At 57.0% G+C, this 21,995-nt stretch carries 21 protein-coding genes; 12 read left to right on the top strand and 9 right to left on the bottom strand.

Annotated features, from left to right (window positions below; all coding sequences use genetic code 11):
* Window positions 1-37: 37 nt before the first annotated feature.
* Window positions 38-709, bottom strand: a complete 672-nt coding sequence (locus JWR17_RS05260; protein ID WP_299828996.1) for a TetR/AcrR family transcriptional regulator — start codon at window positions 707-709, stop codon at window positions 38-40.
* Window positions 710-857: 148 nt separating this feature from the next.
* Between JWR17_RS05260 and JWR17_RS05255 the strand changes: the two genes are divergently transcribed.
* The 5 genes from JWR17_RS05255 (at window position 858) to JWR17_RS05235 (ending at window position 5,514) form a co-directional block, all read left to right on the top strand.
* The gene (locus JWR17_RS05255) at window positions 858-2,288 is read left to right on the top strand and encodes a coniferyl aldehyde dehydrogenase (RefSeq protein ID WP_299828994.1); all 1,431 of its coding nucleotides are present in this window, start codon (window positions 858-860) and stop codon (window positions 2,286-2,288) included.
* A gap of 32 nt (window positions 2,289-2,320) precedes the next feature.
* Window positions 2,321-2,866, top strand: coding sequence for a twin-arginine translocation pathway signal protein (locus JWR17_RS05250; protein ID WP_299828992.1), 546 nt, complete (start codon window positions 2,321-2,323; stop codon window positions 2,864-2,866).
* Between the two features lie 30 nt (window positions 2,867-2,896).
* Window positions 2,897-4,492 (top strand): GMC family oxidoreductase, encoded by a 1,596-nt coding sequence (locus JWR17_RS05245; protein ID WP_299828990.1) that lies wholly within the window; start codon window positions 2,897-2,899, stop codon window positions 4,490-4,492.
* A gap of 208 nt (window positions 4,493-4,700) precedes the next feature.
* Window positions 4,701-5,180: a pantetheine-phosphate adenylyltransferase gene (gene coaD / locus JWR17_RS05240; protein ID WP_299828988.1), complete on the top strand. Its 480-nt coding sequence runs from the start codon at window positions 4,701-4,703 to the stop codon at window positions 5,178-5,180.
* Window positions 5,181-5,262: 82 nt separating this feature from the next.
* Entirely contained in the window at window positions 5,263-5,514 is a 252-nt protein-coding gene (locus tag JWR17_RS05235) for a YfhL family 4Fe-4S dicluster ferredoxin (protein ID WP_259101132.1), read from the top strand.
* Window positions 5,515-5,535: 21 nt separating this feature from the next.
* Here JWR17_RS05235 and JWR17_RS05230 read toward each other — a convergent pair whose 3' ends face one another.
* The 3 genes from JWR17_RS05230 to JWR17_RS05220 all read right to left on the bottom strand — a co-directional run bounded on the left by JWR17_RS05230 (window position 5,536) and on the right by JWR17_RS05220 (window position 7,677).
* A complete protein-coding gene (locus JWR17_RS05230; protein ID WP_299828986.1) occupies window positions 5,536-5,868 on the bottom strand; it encodes a multidrug transporter in 333 nt (110 codons plus the stop codon).
* A 123-nt stretch (window positions 5,869-5,991) separates the two neighbouring features.
* Entirely contained in the window at window positions 5,992-6,804 is an 813-nt protein-coding gene (gene mutM / locus JWR17_RS05225) for a bifunctional DNA-formamidopyrimidine glycosylase/DNA-(apurinic or apyrimidinic site) lyase (protein ID WP_299828984.1), read from the bottom strand.
* Between the two features lie 54 nt (window positions 6,805-6,858).
* Window positions 6,859-7,677 carry an HDOD domain-containing protein gene (locus JWR17_RS05220; RefSeq protein WP_299829066.1) on the bottom strand — a complete coding sequence of 273 codons (819 nt, stop codon included), beginning with the start codon at window positions 7,675-7,677 and terminating at the stop codon, window positions 6,859-6,861.
* Window positions 7,678-7,951: 274 nt separating this feature from the next.
* Here JWR17_RS05220 and JWR17_RS05215 point away from each other — a divergent pair, with 274 nt between their 5' ends.
* Together JWR17_RS05215 and JWR17_RS05210 are read left to right on the top strand one after the other, a co-directional pair.
* Window positions 7,952-8,491: a type 1 glutamine amidotransferase domain-containing protein gene (locus JWR17_RS05215; protein ID WP_299828982.1), complete on the top strand. Its 540-nt coding sequence runs from the start codon at window positions 7,952-7,954 to the stop codon at window positions 8,489-8,491.
* Window positions 8,492-8,579: 88 nt separating this feature from the next.
* The gene (locus JWR17_RS05210; RefSeq protein WP_299828980.1) at window positions 8,580-9,776 is read left to right on the top strand and encodes a class I SAM-dependent rRNA methyltransferase; all 1,197 of its coding nucleotides are present in this window, start codon (window positions 8,580-8,582) and stop codon (window positions 9,774-9,776) included.
* 58 nt (window positions 9,777-9,834) lie between these two features.
* Here JWR17_RS05210 and JWR17_RS05205 read toward each other — a convergent pair whose 3' ends face one another.
* Window positions 9,835-10,575 carry a magnesium transporter gene (locus JWR17_RS05205; RefSeq protein ID WP_299828978.1) on the bottom strand — a complete coding sequence of 247 codons (741 nt, stop codon included), beginning with the start codon at window positions 10,573-10,575 and terminating at the stop codon, window positions 9,835-9,837.
* A 452-nt stretch (window positions 10,576-11,027) separates the two neighbouring features.
* Between JWR17_RS05205 and JWR17_RS05200 the strand changes: the two genes are divergently transcribed.
* Together JWR17_RS05200 and ilvD are read left to right on the top strand one after the other, a co-directional pair.
* Window positions 11,028-11,684 (top strand): TIGR04211 family SH3 domain-containing protein, encoded by a 657-nt coding sequence (locus tag JWR17_RS05200; protein ID WP_299828976.1) that lies wholly within the window; start codon window positions 11,028-11,030, stop codon window positions 11,682-11,684.
* 312 nt (window positions 11,685-11,996) lie between these two features.
* Window positions 11,997-13,844: a dihydroxy-acid dehydratase gene (ilvD, locus tag JWR17_RS05195; protein ID WP_299828974.1), complete on the top strand. Its 1,848-nt coding sequence runs from the start codon at window positions 11,997-11,999 to the stop codon at window positions 13,842-13,844.
* Window positions 13,845-13,903: 59 nt separating this feature from the next.
* Here the strand turns inward: ilvD and JWR17_RS05190 are convergent, their stop codons facing one another.
* Window positions 13,904-14,971: a haloacid dehalogenase-like hydrolase gene (locus JWR17_RS05190; protein ID WP_299828972.1), complete on the bottom strand. Its 1,068-nt coding sequence runs from the start codon at window positions 14,969-14,971 to the stop codon at window positions 13,904-13,906.
* Between the two features lie 250 nt (window positions 14,972-15,221).
* Complete coding sequence (locus tag JWR17_RS05185) at window positions 15,222-15,734, bottom strand: dihydrofolate reductase (RefSeq protein ID WP_299828970.1); 513 nt, start codon at window positions 15,732-15,734, stop codon at window positions 15,222-15,224.
* 100 nt (window positions 15,735-15,834) lie between these two features.
* Here JWR17_RS05185 and JWR17_RS05180 point away from each other — a divergent pair, with 100 nt between their 5' ends.
* Together JWR17_RS05180 and JWR17_RS05175 are read left to right on the top strand one after the other, a co-directional pair.
* The gene (locus tag JWR17_RS05180; RefSeq protein ID WP_299828968.1) at window positions 15,835-17,214 is read left to right on the top strand and encodes a DUF2868 domain-containing protein; all 1,380 of its coding nucleotides are present in this window, start codon (window positions 15,835-15,837) and stop codon (window positions 17,212-17,214) included.
* Window positions 17,207-18,577 carry a GTPase/DUF3482 domain-containing protein gene (locus JWR17_RS05175; RefSeq protein WP_299828966.1) on the top strand — a complete coding sequence of 457 codons (1,371 nt, stop codon included), beginning with the start codon at window positions 17,207-17,209 and terminating at the stop codon, window positions 18,575-18,577. The genes JWR17_RS05180 and JWR17_RS05175 overlap by 8 nt, the downstream gene beginning before the upstream one ends.
* 122 nt (window positions 18,578-18,699) lie before the next feature.
* On the opposite strand, the gene JWR17_RS05170 is transcribed toward JWR17_RS05175, so the two are convergent.
* Window positions 18,700-19,272, bottom strand: coding sequence for a phosphonate degradation HD-domain oxygenase (locus tag JWR17_RS05170; RefSeq protein WP_299828964.1), 573 nt, complete (start codon window positions 19,270-19,272; stop codon window positions 18,700-18,702).
* 164 nt (window positions 19,273-19,436) lie between these two features.
* Here JWR17_RS05170 and JWR17_RS05165 point away from each other — a divergent pair, with 164 nt between their 5' ends.
* Entirely contained in the window at window positions 19,437-19,871 is a 435-nt protein-coding gene (locus tag JWR17_RS05165; RefSeq protein WP_297839279.1) for a YkgJ family cysteine cluster protein, read from the top strand.
* A gap of 112 nt (window positions 19,872-19,983) precedes the next feature.
* Here the strand turns inward: JWR17_RS05165 and typA are convergent, their stop codons facing one another.
* Window positions 19,984-21,804, bottom strand: a complete 1,821-nt coding sequence (typA, locus tag JWR17_RS05160; RefSeq protein WP_299828961.1) for a translational GTPase TypA — start codon at window positions 21,802-21,804, stop codon at window positions 19,984-19,986.
* Between the last annotated feature and the right edge of the window lie 191 nt (window positions 21,805-21,995).

The following is a 21,995-nucleotide window of genomic DNA, read 5'->3' as shown; positions in this document are numbered from 1 at the left end:
GACAGGCTCCGCTCCTACAAGAAAAGGGAAAAGTAACTCAGCTGACTTCCTGCAACGCTCGATTCAGCGGCACGTAAAACTCAGCACACAGGGCATCGACAGAGTTTCGTGCCTGTGGTGTGACGTAACCCAGCTCCAACATCAATACTTGGTAAACGCCTCGACGAAGGGCTTCTTCACTGAGTCGAGTGGAGTTTTCCGTTGTGGTGCACAGAAAGCGCACCCATGACGTGAGAATAATCCAGGCGTTAAGCGTCAGTGACTCGATCTGCACCTTGTCCATCTGCAAAATGCCCGCCTCGACAAACCCGCCGTAGATCGCCATGCCATGAATCATGCAGCGCTGGGAAAACCGTCGATACCGCGCGGCAAGCGCTGGATCAGCGTCCAGCAAATGTTCCAGATCACGGTGCAGGAAACGATAACGCCACATCCCATCAAGCAGTTGCAGCAAGTAAAAACGCTTGTCTTCAACACCTGGCAAACGGCCTTTTGGCAAACGCAAAAAACTGTCTACCCACGTTTCGTACGCGGCAAACAGCTCGGCGATAATCGCTTGCTTATTGGGAAAGTGGTAATACAGATTGCCCGGCGAGATTTCCATGTGCGCCGCGATGTGATTAGTGCTGACGCTGCGCTCGCCCTGCTGATTGAACAGTTCCAGGCTGATATGCACGATGCGCTCACGGGTTTTGATACGGGGAGCCATGTTCAGGTCGACCGGATTAAGCGAGATGAGCACGATCTTAACGCAACCGCCCAAAGCGCGGCGATGCGTTCGGTCCCAGGAGTTTGACAGTTGACTTTATAGAGTCATGACTCTAAAAACATAGCACAACTCTAAAAGAGCCACGTCCATGCCTGCCGAAATTGCCTTTCTGCAAGACTCCCAGCGCACCGTCAGCGAGCTGGAGCCGTTATTCAACGTTCAGCGTCAAGCCTTTGGAGCCAATCCAATGCCGACTGCGGGGCAGCGTCAGCAATGGTTAAAAGCGTTGCGCACGCTGCTCAGCGACGAACGGCAGGCGTTGATCGCCGCCATCAGCAGTGACTTCAGCCACCGCAGCGCTGATGAGACGTTGCTGGCCGAGTTAATGCCGAGTCTGTTAGGCATTCATTACGCCAGCAAGCACCTGAAACGCTGGATGAAGTCGTCGAGACGCAGGGTTGGCATGGCGTTTCAACCGGCGTCGGCCAAGGTGGTGTATCAACCGCTGGGTGTTGTAGGAATTATCGTCCCGTGGAATTACCCGCTGTTTCTTGCCGTTGGGCCGCTGGTCGGGGCATTGTCGGCAGGTAATCGAGTGATGCTCAAGCTCAGTGAGTCCACGCCGGCCACCGGACAACTGCTAAAACGACTACTGGCGCAGGTGTTCCCGGAAGATCTGGTGGCGGTGGTGTTGGGCGAGGCAGACGTCGGCATGGCCTTTTCGAAGCTGCCGTTTGATCATTTGTTGTTCACCGGCGCCACCAGTGTCGGCAAACACGTGATGCGCGCTGCGGCCGAGAATTTGACCCCGGTCACTCTGGAGTTGGGTGGTAAATCCCCCGCCATCGTTTCCCATGACGTGCCGCTCAAGGACGCGGCTGAACGGATTGCCTTCGGTAAAACGTTAAATGCCGGGCAAACCTGTGTAGCCCCGGATTATGTCCTGGTGCCGGAAGATCGCGTCGACGCTTTTGTCGAAGCCTATCGGCAGGCAATCCACGACTTTTACCCGACGCTGGCGGACAACCCGGACTACACCGCAATCATCAATGACCGTCATCTTACGCGGCTTAATCACTACCTGAGCGACGCCAGCAGCAAAGGCGCAAAGGTGATTTCGCTGTTCAATGAGAGCCAGGGTCGACGTATGCCGTTCAGCTTGTTGCTCAATGTCAGCGACGACATGAAGGTGATGCAAGACGAAATTTTCGGTCCGATTTTGCCCATCGTGCCCTACAGCCGTATCGACCAGGCCTTTGCCTACATCAATCAGCGGCCTCGTCCGCTGGCGTTGTACTACTTTGGTTACAACAAATCCGAGCAACAGCGGGTGTTGGAACAGACCCATTCAGGAGGCGTATGCCTGAACGACACGCTGCTGCACGTCGCCCAGGATGACATGCCATTCGGCGGCATCGGTGCGTCGGGCATGGGCCATTACCATGGCCATGAAGGGTTTCTGACATTCAGCAAGGCCAAGGGCGTATTCATCAAACAACGCTTCAATGCGGCGCGGGTCATTTACCCGCCATACGGCAAGGCTATCCAGCGATTGGTGTACAAGTTGTTCATTCGCTGATTAGGCTCGAAAACACAGGTAAAACAATAAAAATGAACAGCAGCCTGCCTGAAAGCGTCGGATTGTCACGGCGCAACGTACTAAAAGTCGGCGTGTGTGCCGGCGCTTTTTTGTCCACCGTCGGGCTTGCGGCAAGCCTGAGCGGCTGCTCCGCCAGTTCTCCCGCCAGTGATTTCAACGTGCTACGCGACAGCGACCTGCCGTTTTTGCACGCGCTGATTCCGGTAATGCTGGAAGGGAGCCTGGGCCCCGTTTCAGTATCGAGCGCCATGACGAGCACTCTGAAAAGCATTGATGCCACCCTAAGCGCGCTTTCCCCTGAAGTGCTCAAACTGACTCAGCAACTGTTCGATGTATTGGCGTTGCCTATTATTCGCGCGCCATTGACCGGTATTTGGGGCCGCTGGGATAACGCCAGTCCGGAGCAGATCAAGGCCTTTCTTGATCGCTGGGATAACAGCTCCCTGAGCCTGTTGCGCATGGGCCATAACGCTTTGCAGCAATTGGTGATGATGGCCTGGTACAGCCGGCCGCAATCGTGGGCACAGTGCGGATACCCTGGTCCACCGACGGTTTAGCCCCATCCAATAACAATAGAAAGAGATTTTATGCCGGTTCCTGACGTGTTTCGCGAAGGCCTTGCCCGTGGCTGGAAAACCTACAACGGCGCGCAGTTGGAAAAAGACCTGACCCTTGAGGCCGATGTGGTGATCATTGGCAGCGGCGCGGGTGGCGGGACCACGGCAGAAATTCTCAGCGCGGCCGGTTACAAGGTATTGCTGGTCGAAGAAGGTCCGCTGCAGACCAGCACCGACTTCAAAATGCTTGAAGATCAGGCCTACTCCAAGCTGTATCAGGAGGGGCTTGGCCGGATGAGCAAGGACGGCGCGATTACCATTCTTCAAGGCCGCGCGGTGGGTGGCAGCACCTTGGTCAACTGGACCTCAAGTTTCCGCACACCCGAGCCGACGCTGGAACATTGGGCGCAGCAGCATGGCGTCACAGGCCACAGCGCCGGGCAGATGGCGCCGTGGTTCGAGAGAATGGAGCAACGCTTGGGCGTCGCGCCATGGGCCGTGCCGCCCAATGCCAATAACGACGTAATCCGCATCGGCTGTCAGCACCTCGGTTATAGCTGGAAGGTCATACCGCGCAATGTTCGTAGCTGCTGGAATTTGGGCTATTGCGGCATGGGTTGCCCGACCAATGCCAAGCAATCGATGCTGGTCACGACCATCCCTGCCACCTTGGATAAGGGCGGCGAGCTGCTGTACCTGGCGCGTGCCGAGTCACTGATGGTTAAAGGTGACAAGGTCGTCGGCCTGCAGTGCCTGGGAATGGATGAGCGCTGCGTGGCGCCGAATGGGCGCTGCATCACGGTCAAGGCGAAACACTACGTACTGGCGGGTGGTGGTATCAACAGCCCGGCACTGCTGATGCGCTCCCAGGCGCCGGACCCGCATAAACGCGTGGGCAAACGCACCTTTTTGCACCTGACGAGCTTTTCTGCGGCGCAATTCGATCGGGTCATCAATCCGTTTTACGGGGCGCCGCAGTCCATTTACTCCGACCATTTCCAGTGGATCGATGGAACTACCGGGCAGATGTCCTACAAGCTTGAGGTGCCACCTTTACAGCCATCATTGGCAAGCACCCTGCTGGGCAGCTTCGCTCAGGAGAGCGCCGAGCGCATGGCTCAACTGCCCAACACACACATGATGTTGGCGCTGATGCGCGATGGTTTCCATGCTGACAGCACGGGCGGCAGCGTGGAATTGCGCAGCGATGGCACGCCGGTGCTGGATTATCAGGTCTCGCCCTATGCATGGGACGGCATTCGCCGCGCTTTCCACAGCATGGCCGAGATCCAGTTCGCGGGCGGCGCAAAGGCGGTAATGCCGTTGCACGAAGACACTGGCTACGTAAAAACCCTTGCTCAAGCAAAATCCGTGATTGACGGTTTGAGCCTCAAAATATTCAGCACTCGGCTAGGCAGCGCTCACGTGATGGGCGGCTGCGCCATGGGGGAAGATCCCGCCATGGCCGTCTGCGACAGCCTCGGCCGTCACCATCAGTTGAGCAATCTGTCGATTCACGACGGCTCGTTATTTCCCACCAGCATCGGCGCCAACCCGCAGTTATCGGTCTATGGGCTGGCTGCGCAATTGGCCACGGCGCTGGCAGAGCGGTTGGGTGCAGCGTAATCCATATGTGAGCGCGCTCGCCTGGGATCGGCGGCGAAGCGTTTGATAGAGGCGGGCCTCTCGTCAACAAGTTAATTTCTACAGATGATGATGTGTTTGTTACGCGACAGAGACGGCAAAAAAACGATACTAACCATAAGCCGACTTGGCCGACCGGGATTGCTGCGATACCATCCGATTCCCCAAGGACTCCGACCAGGACGACGCGATGAACCGAGTGTTGTACCCAGGCACCTTCGACCCTATCACCAAGGGCCATGGCGATCTGGTCGAACGCGCCGCGCGCTTGTTCGACCAAGTGGTGATCGCTGTCGCCGCCAGCCCGAAAAAAAACCCGCTGTTTTCCCTGGAACAGCGCGTGGAGCTGGCCCGTGAAGTCACCAAACACCTGCCTAACGTCGAAGTTGTGGGGTTTTCCAGCCTGCTTGCACACTTTGCCAAAGAGCAGAACGCCAATGTCTTCCTGCGCGGCTTGCGGGCGGTCTCGGATTTCGAATATGAGTTTCAATTGGCGAACATGAACCGCCAGTTAGCCCCTGATGTCGAAAGTCTGTTCCTCACCCCATCCGAGCGTTACTCGTTCATTTCGTCGACGCTGGTACGGGAAATCGCGGCATTGGGTGGAGATATCACCAAGTTCGTGCACCCTGCTGTCGCCGAGGCATTAACCGAACGGTTCAAACGCTAGGGTGCAGAAACTGGACTAATGCGGCACAATTCGTCGCATTAGTTTGCATATGCCCCGGCGTCGACCGCGGCAGGAGAGTTTCATGTCCCTGATCATCACCGACGACTGCATTAACTGCGACGTCTGCGAGCCCGAGTGCCCGAACGAAGCGATTTCACAAGGTGAGGAGATCTACGTGATCAATCCAAACTTGTGTACCGAGTGCGTGGGTCACTATGACGAGCCGCAATGCCAGCAAGTCTGCCCCGTGGACTGCATCCCATTGGATGAAGCGCACGTAGAGAGCAAAGACGACTTGATGGCGAAATACCTGATTTTGACCAGCAAAGCGTAAACCGCGTCAGGTTGCAGCCAGTTATTCGCGCTTGTTGTAGCCCACGCCGGTACAACCCAGGCAGCGTGCGAAAGCAGCCTGGCCAGGGTCCACGACCAACGCTTTACCCATGTCGCCGATGCCACCACCGGCAGCGGCAAACGGCAGCGCCACTACAAACACCACCGCCCCAACCGCCGTTGCTGCGATCAGCAAAGGTCGGGCGATCAGCAGATCGGCAATCATCGAGAACGCTGGCGGCGACTCAATCTGGTAGGTCGGATCACCGCTTTGCTCAGACTGAGCCAACGCTGGCATCGCCTGCAAACCGAACAAAATAGCCAAGGCTACTGCGAGGGTACGAAACTGGCTCATGGCGTGATCCTTCAAGCACAACGGTAGGAATGTCGCTCACTATAAACAGCGGCGCTGGTTTCGCAAGGTTTGCATCTGTGAGAGGGCATTTCGCCGGTTATCCCGCGCGCTCGAAGGACGCAATCAGCTCTGGCACTTAGGACAATACACGCTCGCCCGCTGCCCCAGTTTGACTTCCCGAAGCTCGGTGCCGCAGACCTTGCACGATTTATGTCCTCGCCCGTAAACGAACAGTTCTTGCTGGAAATAACCGGGCTGGCCGTCGCCACCTATAAAGTCTCTCAATGTCGTTCCGCCGCGCTCGATGGCGTGGATCAAAATCCGCTTGATCTCGGCTGCCAGTCGCACATATCGTGCCCGGGAAATGCTTTTGGCCTCGCGACGGGGATCGATTCCGGCGGCAAACAGGGCTTCGGTAGCGTAAATGTTGCCGACGCCGACCACCACTGCGTTGTCCATGATGAACGGCTTGACGGCCATGGAACGACCGCGGGAACGTTCAAACAGGCGCTCGCCGTCGAACAGCTCGGTCAAGGGTTCTGGCCCGAGACGAATCAACAACTCGTGATTGTGCGGATCCAGACTCCAGAGCATGGCGCCGAAACGACGGGGATCGGTGTAACGCAGGGCCATTCCCGACTCAAGTTCGATATCAACGTGTTCATGCTTCAGCGCGGGCAAACCGGCTTCGACCAAGCGCAGGTTGCCTGACATGCCCAAATGGCTGATCAAGGTCCCGACCTCGGCGTTGATTAGCAAATACTTGGCGCGACGCTCCACCAGCACGATCCGCTGCCCGGACAGACGCACATCCAGATCTTCCGGGATCGGCCAGCGCAGGCGTCGGTCACGAACGATGACGCGGCTGACACGCTGACCCTCCAAATGCGGTGCGATGCCCCGGCGTGTGGTTTCGACTTCAGGTAATTCAGGCATTAGAGACCCAGGCAGTGTGCAACGAAGGACGCTAGAGGGCGTGGCCGCATTTTTTTAGTGGGCGTGACCGCCAAGCTCACGGATTGACTCTTTGAGGTTTACAAAATCGTAATCAGACAGGCCCACGTAATCCAGAATCAAGTGGCCAATGCTGCTCCATTCGTGGTCCTCGTCCTGATTGCCCAGTACCCGGTAGGACGCGCAAATATGTTCGGCCATTTTCAAAATGGCCAACAGGTTTTTCAGTGGGCTGTTGCGACCGGTGTCGTCCATGAAAATCGCTAATGCGTTGTGATGGTTCGCAATGGCGTTAGTCACATGTTCCGGCAGGCGCCATGACTTGGCGGTAAAGTAACCCACCACTGCATGGTTGGTGTTGAACGCTGCGTTTTCAGTATCTACCACGCGACAGGTCGGGCTGGCGTTAGCGTAGGCCTCCTCCAGTACGGTCATGTAGTTCGGAAACCGTTTGAGCATCAGCGGGATCCCGCAATCATGGAACAAGCCCAGCGCGTAGGCTTCGTCCACGGCCTGCGAGCCGGTGCGTTTGGCCAGCGTCAGGCTGGTCATCGCCACGTCCTGGGCCGTGTCCCAGAAACGGTTGAGCGTGACGATAGTTTCATCGGTCATCTCGCCCTTGATCGATTGCGCATTGATCAGGTTGATGACCGAGCGACTGCCCAGCAGATTAACAGCCCGTTCGATGGAGGCGATTTTGTTGGTCAGTCCGTAATACTGCGAATTGACGATCTTCAAGAGCGCTCCGGACAGCCCCGGATCCTGTGCGATCAGCCGCGCAATCGCCTTCAGGTCCGGGTCCGGCATGTATTGCTCCATCTGCAAATCCACCATGATTTGCGGCTGAGGCGGCACGCTAATGCCTTGCAGGACCTGTTGGATCTGCTCGGAGGTAAGCTCTGGGGACATAAATACGTACTCTGGACTAGGCGGCAATTCTAACCCCATCGAAGGGTCATCCGACAACCACTGAGACACAACGGCGGAACTTTGAAATCCCGGGCGCTTCGGACAAAGAGAGGCCTGAGCGACGTTTTCCGTGTCTTTAACGACTTGACTATAAACAGTCACCGATACACCACGTTAGCCCAGGCGAACTGATTACAGTCAAAAACGTGAGGAAACAAACGTGTCCAATTCCCTGAGTGGCAAGCGCATTGCTATGTTGGTAACCGATGGTTTCGAACAGGCTGAACTGACCGGCCCTAAAGACGCACTGGAGCAAGCCGGCGCAAGAGTCGACATTTTGTCTACCGAAGAAGGCTCGGTGAAGGGCTGGAACCATGACAAGCCAGCCGACGACTTTGAAGTCAATTTAACCTTTAAATCGGCAAACGTAGATCAGTATGACGCCGTGGTCCTGCCTGGTGGCGTGCAAAACTCCGACACTATTCGCCTCGACAAAGACGCCCAACAGATCGTCAAGCAGGTCGATTCCGCAGGCAAGCCGATCGCCGTTATTTGCCACGGCGGCTGGCTGTTGGTGTCTGCCGGCCTGGTCAAAGGCAAAACCATGACCAGCTATAAAAGCTTGAAGGACGACCTGACGAACGCCGGCGCCAATTGGGTCGACCAAGAAGTGGTTAAGGATGGGCAATGGATCAGCAGCCGCCAGCCTGACGATATTCCGGCGTTTAACCGCGAGTTGATTCAGGCCCTGTCGGCATAATCCTGGGCTGTACCAGTTAATTACCGTGATCCCGGCCCTGAGCCGGGATCACGCGTTATAATCTCGCTCTTTTTTCAGGAGCGACGTCATGTCCCTGCCTAGCTTGCGCCTCAAAGCCAACGCCGACCGTCGCTTACGCAACGGCCATTTGTGGGTCTACAGCAATGAAATCGATGTAGCCGCCACCCCACTCAGCGGCTTTGCTGCAGGCGATCAAGCACAGTTGGAGGCCGCCGGTGGCAAGCCCCTGGGCATCGTCGCCATGAGCCCCAACAACCTGATTTGCGCGCGCCTGGTGTCGCGTGACATCAAAGTCCCGCTGGATAAGTCGCTGCTGGTGCACCGCTTGAACGTTGCGCTGTCCCTGCGTGATCGCCTGTTCGACAAACCTTATTACCGCTTGGTGTTTGGTGACTCGGATTTGTTGCCGGGTCTGGTAGTCGACCGTTTCGGTGACATCCTGGTGGTGCAACTGGCTTCTGCCACCATGGAAAATCACAAGGAAGACCTGATTGCCGCCTTGGTCCAGGTGATCAAGCCGAGCGGCATTCTGTTCAAGAATGATTCTGCCGCCCGCGACGCTGAAGGCCTGACTCGCTACGTTGAAACGGCTTTTGGTCTGGTGCCGGAATGGGTCGCGCTGGAAGAGAACGGCGTGAAGTTCGAAGCGCCGGTCATTGCCGGGCAAAAAACCGGTTGGTTCTACGATCACCGCATGAACCGCGCGCGCATCGCCCCGTACGTCAAAGGCAAACGCGTGTTGGACCTGTACAGCTACATTGGCGGTTGGGGCGTGCAAGCAGCGGCGTTCGGCGCCAGCGATGTTTTCTGCGTTGATGCTTCAGCCTTTGCCCTGGATGGAGTTGAACGTAATGCAACGCTCAACGGCTTTGCTGACAAAATCACCTGCATCGAAGGCGATGTGTTTGAAGCCTTGAAAGAGCTGAAAAACAGCGAAGAGCGTTTTGACGTGATCGTTGCTGATCCTCCGGCTTTCATCAAACGCAAAAAAGACATGAAAAACGGTGAAGGCGCCTATCGCCGCTTGAATGAGCAGGCCATGCGCCTGCTCAGCAAAGACGGGATTTTGATCAGCGCTTCGTGCTCGATGCACTTGCCGGAAGATGACCTGCAAAACATCCTGCTGACCAGCGCACGCCACCTGGATCGCAACATCCAACTCCTGGAACGCGGCGGCCAAGGCCCGGATCACCCGGTGCACCCGGCAATCGCAGAGACACGCTACATCAAAAGCATCACCTGCCGGTTGTTGCCCAATAGCTGATAGCTGTGCGGGCGAGCCTCTTGGAGGGTCGCCCGCGCCAGTCAACCGATGCGCGGTTTCAAAGCTCCAGTACGTAAGCCGCGATACCGAAATACACCAGAACGCCTGCCGCATCTGCAATGGATGTGATCAGGGGGCCGCTGGCCGTAGCGGGATCGAGGCGCATGCGGCTCAGCAGAAATGGCAAGCTCATGCCGATCAGACTGCCTACCAGCACAATAATGAGCATGCTGGTGGCGACAACAAACGCAACGTCTGGGCCTCCGCGCAACATTCCGAGCCCTGCGACGGCTATCGACATGGTCAATCCCAACCCAAGTGCAACAGCAACTTCCCGCCCTAACAGACGCAACCAGTCGCTCATGACCACGTCGCCGGTGGCCAATGCGCGAACCATCAACGTTGCTGACTGAGAACCGGCGTTGCCGCCGCTATCAACCAGTAACGGCAGAAAAAAAACCAACACGATATTGGCCGCAATAATGTCCTCAAAGGCCGCGATCCCTGCTCCTGAGAACAGATTGCCGAATACCAGTAGCACCAGCCAGAGAACGCGCTTGCGATAGAGCAGAGAAATGGTCGCGTTTTTCAGACTGCCAATGGGAGTGCTAATCAAGGCACCCTTGTGAAAGTCTTCAGTCGCCTCGTCGCGTTCGGCTTGAGCCATGGACGGTAGGCGACGAAGAAGATTTTCTCGCTCTTGAGCGGACAGCTTGCTGATGCTATGGACCAGTTCGTCATTGGTGACGTTGGCTTCGAGGGAGGCACGCAGCGATTGTGCGAAGTTAAGTTCGGTCATATTTTTTGCTCCATGCATCCCGGCGGATGCCTGAAGCCGGAACAGCCTTAGCTGATCGGGTCCGCAGCCAGATCCACCGACGATGCAGTAAGAATCATCGGAAAAGTTCGGGATGAGTTAAAACAGGGGAAATCCATGTAAGTAGGATGCTCTTGAGCCGCACATACGGCGGGAAGGAGTCTATGGGGCGCTGCGTGGGTGAACAACTGGAAATGACGGGACTTCAGCATTTTCAGAAATGTCCTACACGGTGGTGCATGTAATCAAATTCGGAGCCACACATCAGCCCGGAATGAACTTGAAACGATTCGCTATGTCTTTGTTGGGGACAAGCGGCACCCGTTGCCAAAATCCGTAGCAGCGACTGCGCTTGCTTCGACTATCGTTTCCCCATCGTCACCGGCCCGTTCATCGGCGCCTCTATTTTTTCGCAATCAAAGATATCCATGCCTATGTCTTCTTATTTTTTTGTACTTCTTTCTCGTCAGCATTACCGCCTTGCTGCCAGCCTGTTGGGCGCGCTGCTTGCGCTGTGCGGCATGGCCCAGGCTGAAGAAGCCAAAACCACTGATCGTTGGGTCAGCGACAGCCTCAATACGTACGTGCGCGCTGGGCCGACCGATGGCTACCGTATTGTCGGCACACTCAAGTCCGGTCGCAAAGTCGAGCTGATCAACACCCAGGGTGACTACAGCCAAGTGCGCGGCGAAGGCGGCGGCACCGTATGGATTCCCAGCGCTGACCTGCAAAGCGTACCCGGCCAAGCCGAACGCTTGCCGGGGCTGACTCAGCAAGTGGAAGACCTGAGCGGCCAGTTGAAAACTATCGACGATAGCTGGAAGACCCGTGTTCAGGGAATGCAAGAGACCCTTGATACCCGTAAGAAGCTGATTGATGAGCTCGAAGCCCACAATAAAGACCTCAATGCGCAATTGACCGACGCGCAATCTGACCTGCGCAGCTCGCAGGCCAAGCTGGGTGATGAGAATAATCAGGTCTTGATGCGCTACATGGCCTACGGCGGCAGCATCGCCGGCGTCGGACTGCTCATCGGCCTGATCATTCCAAGCATGACCCGTGGGCGTAAGAAGAAAGACGGCTGGGCTTGAGTCACAATCGCGAGAATACCGGCGGCAGGAGATCGCATTTTAATTGTAGGAGCGGGCTTGCTCGCCATTGGCGTCATTACAGACCGGATGTCCCCTCAGATGCACACCCGGCATTCCCTCCTGCCACCACAGGTGTAGAATCGCTTTTATTCATCGCCAGTCATCCCCCGGCGGGTTTATGAGCTCAGGCCGAGCGCGCGGCGATCCCGTAGCGTTATCGGTTTCATCGCAGTTTCCGGTCACTGCCGGACGCTCGCGGCGTCAATAGAAGCTCTCTGTCCCCCTCTGATACCTGATTAGCCGGAGTGCTCCATGCCTGATTACCGCTCGAAAACGTCTACCCACGGTCGCAATATGGCCGGCGCCCGCGCGTTGTGGCGCGCCACGGGTATGAAAGACGCCGATTTCAAAAAACCGATTATTGCCATCGCCAACTCGTTTACTCAGTTCGTACCGGGCCATGTGCACCTCAAAGACATGGGCCAACTGGTCGCGCGCGAGATCGAGCGTGCGGGTGGTGTCGCCAAGGAATTCAACACCATCGCGGTGGATGACGGCATCGCCATGGGTCACGACGGCATGCTGTATTCGCTTCCGAGCCGCGAGATCATCGCTGACTCCGTGGAATACATGGTCAACGCCCACTGTGCCGACGCTATCGTCTGCATTTCCAACTGCGACAAAATCACCCCTGGGATGTTGATGGCTGCCTTGCGCCTGAACATCCCGGTGATTTTCGTCTCGGGCGGGCCGATGGAAGCGGGCAAGACTAAGTTGTCAGCCCACGGCCTGGACCTTGTCGATGCCATGGTGATCGCCGCCGACTCCAGCGCCAGCGACGAGAAAGTGGCGGAATACGAGCGCAGCGCTTGCCCAACATGCGGCTCGTGTTCAGGTATGTTCACCGCCAACTCAATGAACTGCCTGACCGAAGCCCTCGGCCTTGCATTGCCGGGCAACGGTTCTCAATTGGCGACTCACAGCGACCGCGAACAGCTGTTCCTGCAAGCCGGCCGGACCATCGTTGACTTGTGCCGTCAGTACTACACCGAGAACGATGAGTCGGTTCTGCCGCGCAATATCGCCAACTTCAAAGCGTTCGAAAACGCGATGACGCTGGACATCGCCATGGGCGGCTCGACCAATACCATCCTGCACTTGCTGGCTTCGGCCCAAGAAGCAGAGATCGATTTCGATCTGAAGGACATCGACCGCCTGTCGCGCAAAGTGCCTCAGTTGTGCAAAGTCGCGCCGAACATCCAGAAGTACCACATGGAAGACGTACACCGTGCGGGCGGGATTTTCAGCATCCTTGGTGAGCTGGCCCGTGGTGGCTTACTGCACACCGACTTGCCGACTGTGCACAGCAAGACCCTGGCTGAAGGCATCGCCAAGTGGGACATCACCCAAACCACCGACGAAGCCGTGCATACCTTCTTCAAAGCAGGCCCGGCGGGTATTCCCACGCAAACGGCGTTCAGCCAGTCGACCCGCTGGGAAACCCTGGATGACGACCGTGAAAACGGCTGTATCCGCAGCGTCGAGCATGCTTATTCGCAAGAAGGCGGCCTGGCCGTCTTGTACGGCAACATCGCGCTGGATGGCTGTGTAGTCAAAACGGCTGGCGTCGATGAGTCGGTGCATGTGTTCGAAGGCACCGCAAAAATCTTTGAAAGCCAGGACAGCGCTGTTCGCGGCATCCTCGCAGACGAAGTGAAGGCCGGCGACATCGTGATCATTCGTTACGAAGGCCCGAAAGGTGGTCCGGGCATGCAGGAAATGCTCTACCCGACGTCGTACCTGAAATCAAAGGGCCTGGGCAAAGTCTGTGCCTTGCTGACTGATGGTCGATTCTCGGGGGGCACTTCGGGTCTGTCCATCGGCCACGCCTCGCCAGAAGCAGCAGCGGGCGGCGCAATTGGTTTGGTACGCGACGGTGACAAGGTGCTGATCGACATTCCTAACCGCGGGATCAACCTGTTGATCAGCGATGAAGAAATGGCCGGTCGCCGTGTCGAGCAAGACGCGAAAGGCTGGAAGCCGGTTGAAAAGCGTCCACGCAAAGTGACCACAGCCCTGAAAGCTTACGCCCTGCTCGCCACCAGCGCCGACAAAGGCGCGGTACGTGACAAGGCGATGCTTGATAAATTGATGCCGTAACGCGCCACCATCCTGTAGGAACCAAATTGTTGGCTCCTACAGGTTTTTGCATTACCGCCTTACTGAATCTCTTCCGGTTTAACGATTACCCAATTCTTGTCTGCGGTCACCGCCAGGCCTTCTTTGGCTTGCGCTTCGGCGTTGGATTTGATCATGCCGTTGAGTTGGGTCATGTATTTGTCTTTGCGGTTGACCCACAAATGAACACCACCTTTGGCCACGTCAACGCTGTGGAACAGCATGTAACCGTCGCTCGTCGGCGTGTCGCCGCCCACTAGAACCGGTTTTTTCCACTGATCGATGTAGGTCAGAATTGCTGCTTGCTTACCTGCCATCCACGTCGCCGGGGTCCACAGGTAGGGCGTCAGTTCCAGACCCATGTTGGCTTTTTCATCGTATTTGCCCGCAGTGATCTGTTTGCGCGCGGTGGTCAGCTCGCCGGTTTTTCGGTCTTTCAACAGCGTGCTCACGCCAATAACATTTTGCGGTTTGACGTTGTAACCGTACTTGGGATCCGCTGCGACCATGCGCACCAACTCTTCGGATGCAGCCGTAACAACGTAAACCTCGATACCATTTTCCATCAGCTTGTTGTACAGCTCAGCCTGGCCGGTAAAGACCTTCGGCGGCTCGACGTTGATTTGCTTGACCGTGTCGCCGTCGTAATAGGTGCTTGGAACCGGTTTGCCGGAAGCCATTAGCTCGTCGACGTAGCCTTTGAGTTCGGTAAGGGTGAAGCCGGAAAATACCTGGGCAACCCATGGATAGCAGACCATGTCGTCGACTTCACACAGGCGGTAGTAATAACTGAACAGGCTTTCTTTGTGATCGGCTGTGTCTTTGAAGGGGATCAGCTTGAGGGACGGATCGAGTGTCTCGCGGGTGATCAGGCCTTTGTTTTCCATGTACGGCAACAGCGACTCTTCCAGATCGTAGCGATAGCTGGTGTTGTCCATGTCGAATACCGCGAAGTTACCCTTGTTGGCGTTGGCTTGGATCATGGCATTGAGCTGCTTGGCCTGAGCGGCGGGCCAATGGGTCAACTCGGTGGCAAACGTCTGGCTGGCAAATCCTACGCCCAATCCCAACGTCAGTACGGCAGCGAATATTTTTGGCGCGAGCTTCATAACGGGGTCCCCTTCTTTTGGTTAAGCACCGACCGTAGCAAAATCTCATGACATATCGGGTTTCTCAGCGACTACCTATGTTCCGAAGGCGTCATGTTGATAACGGTTCGCGACAGGCAATTCAAAAGCGACATATTTGTTACACAATGATTGCACTTATCTGTAGGAGCCAACTTTGTTGGCGAGGCGGTGTATATGAACGCACCGTATCGAGACCCTCGCCAACAAGTTGGCTCCAGTGTTTGTCGCCCTAAGAGCGTTCCCACACCTCAAAACTGTAAGCCGGTTTGTCGTCCAGCGCCGGGTTTTCGAGGTTCGAGACCAGCGTCCATTCTGCGGCATCGAGTTCGGGAAACCAGGCATCGCCGTCGGGGCTGAGGGCGACGCGGGTCAGGTACAGTCGATCGGCCCGGGCCAAGCCCTGCGCATATAACTGCGCACCGCCGATCAGCATCACTTCATCGGCGCCCTGCTCACCGGCCCATTGCTCGGCTCGTGAGATGGCAGCGTCCAGCGAGGTAAACACTTGCGCGCCGTCTAGCTGCAAATCAACCTGCCGGCTGACCACCAGGTTCAATCGCCCAGGCAAGGGCCGACCGAGTGACTCCCAGGTCTTGCGGCCCATGATGATCGGCTTGCCCAAGGTGGTCGCCTTAAAGTATTTGAAATCCGCAGGCAAATGCCACGGCATGGAATTGTTGACGCCGATCACCCGGTTTTCACCGAGGGCGGCAATCAGGCTGAGGGGGAGATGAGTTTTCATGCCCGCGAGAATAGCAGAAGCACAGCTGGCCCTCAGCCCCACCACACGAGCCGCGCCACAGAGGTTATGCTCAGCGCTGACTTCATCAACGAGACGCCGCGTGACTGCTCTGACCCCTATGGATAGCCTCTGGTTGACTGAAGCCGTGCGCCTGCGCGAAGAACACGCAGGCCCGCTGGAAGACTTGGAAGCCAATCGCCGCGCCCGCGCCACCGCTGGCGACCTGACGACCCGCATCAAAAACCGCGCGTTATGGCTGGCCGACCGCGACGGCTTGACCCATGCCCTTCGCCACTGGAAACAAGGTGCACGCCTGGCGTTGCTGGTGCTGGCGATCATCGTGACGCTCAGCGGCGCCGGCCTGGCCTTCGCCGCGCTGGGCAATGGGCAATCCCCGGTCAACGTCTTTTGGGCGTTAGGCAGCTTGCTTGGGCTGAATTTGATTTTGCTCTTGAGTTGGGCGTTGGGCATGTTGTTCGCTGGGGAAAGCACCGCCAGCCTAGGCAGGTTGTGGTTATGGCTGAGTGAAAAACTTGCCCGGGACGCCCAGGCCGCTCAGCTCGGCCCAGCGCTGATTTTATTGCTGCAACGTCAACGATTGAACCGCTGGGCGCTGGGTATGGTAGTCAACGGCGCATGGTTACTGGCGCTGCTGAGCGCCTTGGTGGTTATGTTGTTATTAATGGCAACCCGACGTTACGGCTTCGTGTGGGAAACGACTATTTTGCGCAGCGACACCTTCGTCACCGTGACCCAACTGCTGGGCGCGATACCGACGCTACTGGGGTTCGACATACCGACCGAAACCATGATCCGCGCCAGTGGCGACACTGCGTTGAACATCGACAGCGCTCGTCAGGCCTGGGCCGCATGGCTGGTGGGGGTATTGCTGGTCTTTGGCATTGTTCCGCGACTGTTGCTGGCGCTGACGTGTCTATGGCAATGGCGTCGCGGCCGGGCCGCCCTCGGTCTGGATTTGAATCTGCCTGGATATAGCCAACTGCGGGAACGCTTGATGCCCAGCAGCGAGCGCTTGGGTATCAATGATGTGGCGCCTGAAGCCCTGCATAGCGTTCAAAGCAACAGCGTGGCATTGGACAGCGAAGGGGCGCTGTTGGTCGCCATTGAGCTGGACGAGCAGCAGCCATGGCCGCCATCGTTACCTGAGACGATCAGCGACGGGGGCGTTCTCGACAGCCGCGAGTCTCGGCAGAAACTGCTTGATCAGCTCACGCGCTTTGCGCCTGCGCGTTTGGCAATTGCATGTGATCCACGCCGTTCGCCTGACCGTGGCAGTCTTGCGCTGATCGCTGAGCTGGCGCGCTGTGCTGGCGCTACGCGGGTGTGGTTGCTCCAGGCGCCGCAAGGTCAAACGCTGGACATGGAGCGCCTGGACGATTGGCATACGGCGCTGAACGGCCTCAACCTTACTTATGCCGACAGCTCGCTGCTGGATTGGTTGGAGACCGGTCATGACTAAAGCACTAACGCTCGCCGTGGTCGGTCATACCAACGTTGGCAAAACCTCATTGCTGCGCACCTTGACCCGTGATGTCGGCTTTGGCGAAGTGTCTCACCGGCCAAGCACAACCCGCCATGTCGAGGGTGCTCGATTGTCGGTAGATGGCGAGGCGTTGCTGGAGCTTTACGACACCCCCGGCCTGGAAGACGCCATCGCCCTGCTCGATTATCTAGAGCGCCTGGATCGTCCCGGCGAACGCCTTGACGGGCCCGACCGCTTGGCGCGATTCCTTGAGGGCAGCGAAGCCAGGCAACGCTTCGAGCAGGAAGCCAAGGTGTTGCGTCAGTTACTGGCCTCGGATGCAGGGCTGTATGTCATCGACGCCCGGGAGCCGGTCCTGGCCAAATACCGTGATGAGCTGGCGGTGTTGGCCAGTTGCGGTAGACCATTGCTGCCGGTGCTGAATTTCGTCAGTAGCGCCGAGCATCGCGAAGTCGAATGGCGCGACGCCTTGGCGCGGCTGGGACTGCATGCGCTGGTACGGTTTGACAGTGTGGCGCCGCCAGAGGACGGCGAGCGTCGACTGTATGAGAGCCTGGCCCTGCTGCTGGAAAACGCCCGCGATCAACTGGAACGGTTGATTGTTGACCAACAGGCGCAACGCGTGGCCCGTCAGCAAAGCGCAGCGCGGCTGATCGCTGAGCTGCTGGTGGATTGCGCGGCGTGCCGACGTAGCGTGGCCACCGGCTCCGGCCTGGAGCTGGCGGCAATCAATGAGTTGCGTAAAGCCGTGCGCCAGCGCGAGCAACGGTGCGTCGAGTTACTGCTTAAGCTGTATGCGTTTCGCCCTGGGGACGCTGCGGCCGATGATCTGCCGTTGCTGGATGGGCGTTGGGGCGACGACTTGTTCAACCCGGAAACCCTGAAAGTGTTGGGCGTTCGGGTGGGTAGCGGAATAGCCGCAGGCGCGGCAGCCGGGGCCGGGGTCGATTTATTGTTAGGCGGTATTACCCTGGGCGCTGCCGCGCTGGCCGGCGCAATTGCGGGCGGGGCTCTGCAAACAGCCCGCAGTTATGGCGGACGGCTGATTGGCAAGTTTAAAGGCAAGCGCGAGCTGACGGTGGATGACGCGGTGCTGAGATTGCTCGCCCTGCGCCAACGCCACTTGCTGCAAGCACTGACGATGCGTGGTCATGCGGCGATGACCAGCATCACCTTGGACGAGCCACAGGACCAAACCTGGCGCGAAGGCAAACTCCCGGGTGCCCTGCAAAAAGCCCGCGCCCATCCGCAATGGTCGTCGCTAAATCCCCACCCGAAGTTGAATCAGGCTGAGAGGCAGGAGCAGGTGGAGAGGCTGGCCGAGGTATTGGCTGAGTAGGCTGGTCGGAACGACTCGCCCTGTAGGAGCTAACTTGTTGGCGAGAGAGCTAGATGCCGCTCGCCAGAAACGCCGCCTCGCCAACAGGTGGCGTGTGATCAGCTTCGCCAACAAGTTGGTGCCTATAGGTGGTGTGTGGTCAATAATTTCAGCGCTTTGCTTTTGAGCAATTTCAGATCCATCACCGGGACGTCGGTCTCTTTGGCCCATTCATCCCACTGGCGCATGCGCAGGCTGATGCTGCTCAGGGGGTCTTTCTCGAATGCCGCAGCCTCTTCAATGCTCATCACGCCGCCCTGATACTCCAGCGTTCGGCGGCTGGCGTTGCTCAGTTGATCGTAATAACCCGGCTGTTTGAGGGTCAGGTAGCGCTTGGCTTGAACATGATATTCCACCAACTTAGCCACGCGTTCGCTGAATCCGCACTTGCGCAGATAATCAGCGCCCACACGCTCGTGGCTCATCACACCAAAACCGCCCATGTTCGACGCTTGTGAGTCTTGCCCGCAAATATGCCCGATGTCGTGAAAGAACGCCGCCAGCACCACTTCATCGTCGAAATTTTCGGCCATGGCCAACTGTGCCGACTGCGACATATGCTCTATTTGCGATACGGGTTCGCCAATGTATTCGGTATTACCGTGTTGCTGGTACAAGGCAAAAACGTCCGCGACGACTTGCTCGGGGCTGTGCATGTTCGCTCTCGATACTGAAAGAACACCATCCTGCCGAGTGAATGCGAAGGCCTGATGACAGCCTGAAAAAGACCGCCGACAGTCGGTCAGTTAATTTTTGCTTACGCGAACTCGGCAAGCACCGGTATCATCGCGCGCCCGATACACCCGGAAAATGTGAGCACATGAAACCCACACTGATCGCCGCCGCAGAAATCGACCGAATCGATACCTGGGCCAAATACTCCAGCACCATGTGCGGCGGCTGCATTTCCAGCTGCTGTACGTTGCCGGTGGAAGTGAAGATCAAGGACTTGATCCGCATCGGTCTGGTAGACGAGTTCGAGCGTGGCGATCCGCCGAAGAACATTGCCAAACGCCTGCAAAAAGACGGAATCGTCGAGCGCTATAACCAGAAGCTCGGGATTTTTACCCTGCAGCGCATGAGCAACAACGATTGCCTGTACCTGGACCGTAAAAGCCGCTTGTGTACGATCTACGAAAAGCGCCCGGATACTTGCCGCAACCACCCGAAAATAGGGCCGCGCCCTGGTTATTGCGCGTACGTGCCGAAGACGCCTGAGCGCAAGCCGGTGGATAATACTCTGTACATTTTTTGATCAACACCACCAAACCTCCTACAGAGAATCATTCAGTCTTTTAGCGTGTGCCACACAAACAAAAACGCCCCCGACATCGCTGTCGGGGGCGTTTTTTTAACGCTACTTAAACTCAGTTGCCGCTTTTCTTGGCAGCGCGGGTACGCTCGCTTTCGCCAAGAATTTTCTTACGCAGGCGAATCGACTTTGGAGTCACTTCACAGAGTTCGTCTTCTTGAACGAATTCCAGTGCTTGTTCCAGAGTGAAACGGATAGGCGGAACCAGAGCGATGGTTTCGTCTTTACCGGAAGCACGCATGTTGTCGAGCTTCTTGCCTTTGGTTGGGTTAACGCCCAGGTCGTTGTCGCGGCTGTTGATGCCGACGATTTGGCCTTCGTACACGTCTTCGCCATGGCCCAGGAACAGCTTGCCACGCGCTTGCAGAGTTTCCAGCGAGTAGGTCAACGCCTTACCGGTAGCAACCGAAACCAAAACGCCGTTCTGACGGCCGGACATGTCGCCCGACTTCATCACGTCGTAACGGTCGAAGATGCTGGTCAGAATGCCTGCGCCTGAAGTCAGGGTCAGGAATTCGTTACGGAAACCGATCAAGCCACGAGCAGGGATGTTGTATTCAAGACGAACACGGCCCTTGCCATCCGGAACCATGTTGGTCAGATCGCCCTTACGGATACCGATCTGTTCCATGATCGAGCCCTGGGAATCTTCTGGCAGATCGATGGTTACGTTTTCGTACGGTTCGTGCTTAACGCCGTCAACCATACGGATGATGACTTCCGGACGACCAACACCCATTTCGAAGCCTTCGCGACGCATGGTTTCGATCAGTACCGAGAGGTGCAACTCACCACGGCCGGACACTTTGAACTTGTCGGCCGAGTCGCCTTCTTCAACGCGCAGAGCAACGTTGAACAGCAATTCCTTGTCCAGACGTTCTTTGATGTTACGGCTGGTGACGAACTTGCCTTCTTTACCGCAGAAAGGCGAATCGTTTACCTGGAAAGTCATGGAAACGGTTGGTTCGTCAACGGTCAGCGGCTTCATCGCTTCAACATTCAGTGGGTCGCACAGAGTGTCGGAGATGAACAGCTGGTCGAAGCCGCTGATGCAGACGATGTCGCCGGCAGCTGCTTCTTCAACGTCTACACGGTGCAGACCGTGGTGACCCATCAATTTCAGGATGCGGCCGTTGCGGCGCTTGCCGTCAGCGTCGATAGCAACAACCTGGGTGTTCGGCTTGACGCGACCACGAGCGATACGGCCAACGCCGATGACGCCCAGGAAGCTGTTGTAGTCCAGTGCCGAGATCTGCATCTGGAACGGGCCATCACGGTCAACCTGTGGAGCTGGAACGTGATCGACAACAGCCTGGTACAACGGCGTCATGTCTTCGGCCATTTCGTTGTAGTCAAGACCAGCAATGCCGTTCAACGCAGAGGCGTAGATGACTTTAAAGTCCAGTTGCTCTTCGGTAGCGCCCAGGTTGTCGAACAGGTCGAAGATTTGATCCAGAACCCAGTCCGGACGTGCGCCTGGACGGTCAACCTTGTTGATAACCACGATTGGACGCAGGCCGGCTTCGAAAGCCTTTTTGGTCACGAAACGGGTTTGCGGCATAGGGCCGTCTTGAGCATCAACCAACAGCAGAACGGAGTCGACCATCGACATTACACGTTCAACTTCGCCGCCGAAGTCGGCGTGGCCTGGGGTGTCCACGATGTTGATGTGGTAGCCATTCCAGTTGATCGCGGTGTTTTTCGCGAGAATGGTAATACCGCGTTCTTTCTCCTGGTCGTTGGAGTCCATCACGCGCTCGTCGTTGAGCTCGTTGCGTTCCAGGGTGCCGGATTGACGCAAGAGTTTGTCTACCAGGGTGGTTTTACCATGGTCAACGTGAGCAATGATGGCGATGTTGCGTAGATTTTCGATCACTTGTGTATCTCGATCAGAGGATTCGGTCAGCTGACTAATTGTAGGCAGCTATTTACATAGAGTCGGCGAAAGCCATGACGGCTTGACGACTGGCGTCGGGGGGCCGGTGACGCAAGCCACAGGCAAACAGCCCCGGGCACTTAGCTCGGTCGATAAACGCGCACATTGGCATGCCCCTCACTGAGCAAATG

The organism is Pseudomonas sp. (assembly GCF_028293835.1).
Classification (GTDB): domain Bacteria; phylum Pseudomonadota; class Gammaproteobacteria; order Pseudomonadales; family Pseudomonadaceae; genus Aquipseudomonas.
The sequence above is the reverse complement of the archived record's forward strand: the minus strand, read 5'-3'. Positions and strand labels throughout refer to the sequence as shown.

Bases quoted from the DNA above. Each gene is read 5' to 3' on its own strand.
- JWR17_RS05185 (WP_299828970.1), bottom strand. From the start codon at position 15,734: ATGAAAACTCATCTCCCCCTCAGCCTGATTGCCGCCCTCGGTGAAAAC.
- JWR17_RS05230 (WP_299828986.1), bottom strand. From the start codon at position 5,868: ATGAGCCAGTTTCGTACCCTCGCAGTAGCCTTGGCTATTTTGTTCGGT.
- JWR17_RS05205 (WP_299828978.1), bottom strand. From the start codon at position 10,575: ATGACCGAACTTAACTTCGCACAATCGCTGCGTGCCTCCCTCGAAGCC.
- JWR17_RS05200 (WP_299828976.1), top strand. From the start codon at position 11,028: ATGTCTTCTTATTTTTTTGTACTTCTTTCTCGTCAGCATTACCGCCTT.
- JWR17_RS05210 (WP_299828980.1), top strand. From the start codon at position 8,580: ATGTCCCTGCCTAGCTTGCGCCTCAAAGCCAACGCCGACCGTCGCTTA.
- JWR17_RS05175 (WP_299828966.1), top strand. From the start codon at position 17,207: ATGACTAAAGCACTAACGCTCGCCGTGGTCGGTCATACCAACGTTGGC.
- JWR17_RS05165 (WP_297839279.1), top strand. From the start codon at position 19,437: ATGAAACCCACACTGATCGCCGCCGCAGAAATCGACCGAATCGATACC.
- mutM (WP_299828984.1), bottom strand. From the start codon at position 6,804: ATGCCTGAATTACCTGAAGTCGAAACCACACGCCGGGGCATCGCACCG.
- JWR17_RS05250 (WP_299828992.1), top strand. From the start codon at position 2,321: ATGAACAGCAGCCTGCCTGAAAGCGTCGGATTGTCACGGCGCAACGTA.
- JWR17_RS05235 (WP_259101132.1), top strand. From the start codon at position 5,263: ATGTCCCTGATCATCACCGACGACTGCATTAACTGCGACGTCTGCGAG.
- JWR17_RS05255 (WP_299828994.1), top strand. From the start codon at position 858: ATGCCTGCCGAAATTGCCTTTCTGCAAGACTCCCAGCGCACCGTCAGC.
- JWR17_RS05260 (WP_299828996.1), bottom strand. From the start codon at position 709: ATGGCTCCCCGTATCAAAACCCGTGAGCGCATCGTGCATATCAGCCTG.
- JWR17_RS05190 (WP_299828972.1), bottom strand. From the start codon at position 14,971: ATGAAGCTCGCGCCAAAAATATTCGCTGCCGTACTGACGTTGGGATTG.
- coaD (WP_299828988.1), top strand. From the start codon at position 4,701: ATGAACCGAGTGTTGTACCCAGGCACCTTCGACCCTATCACCAAGGGC.
- JWR17_RS05170 (WP_299828964.1), bottom strand. From the start codon at position 19,272: ATGCACAGCCCCGAGCAAGTCGTCGCGGACGTTTTTGCCTTGTACCAG.
- ilvD (WP_299828974.1), top strand. From the start codon at position 11,997: ATGCCTGATTACCGCTCGAAAACGTCTACCCACGGTCGCAATATGGCC.
- JWR17_RS05245 (WP_299828990.1), top strand. From the start codon at position 2,897: ATGCCGGTTCCTGACGTGTTTCGCGAAGGCCTTGCCCGTGGCTGGAAA.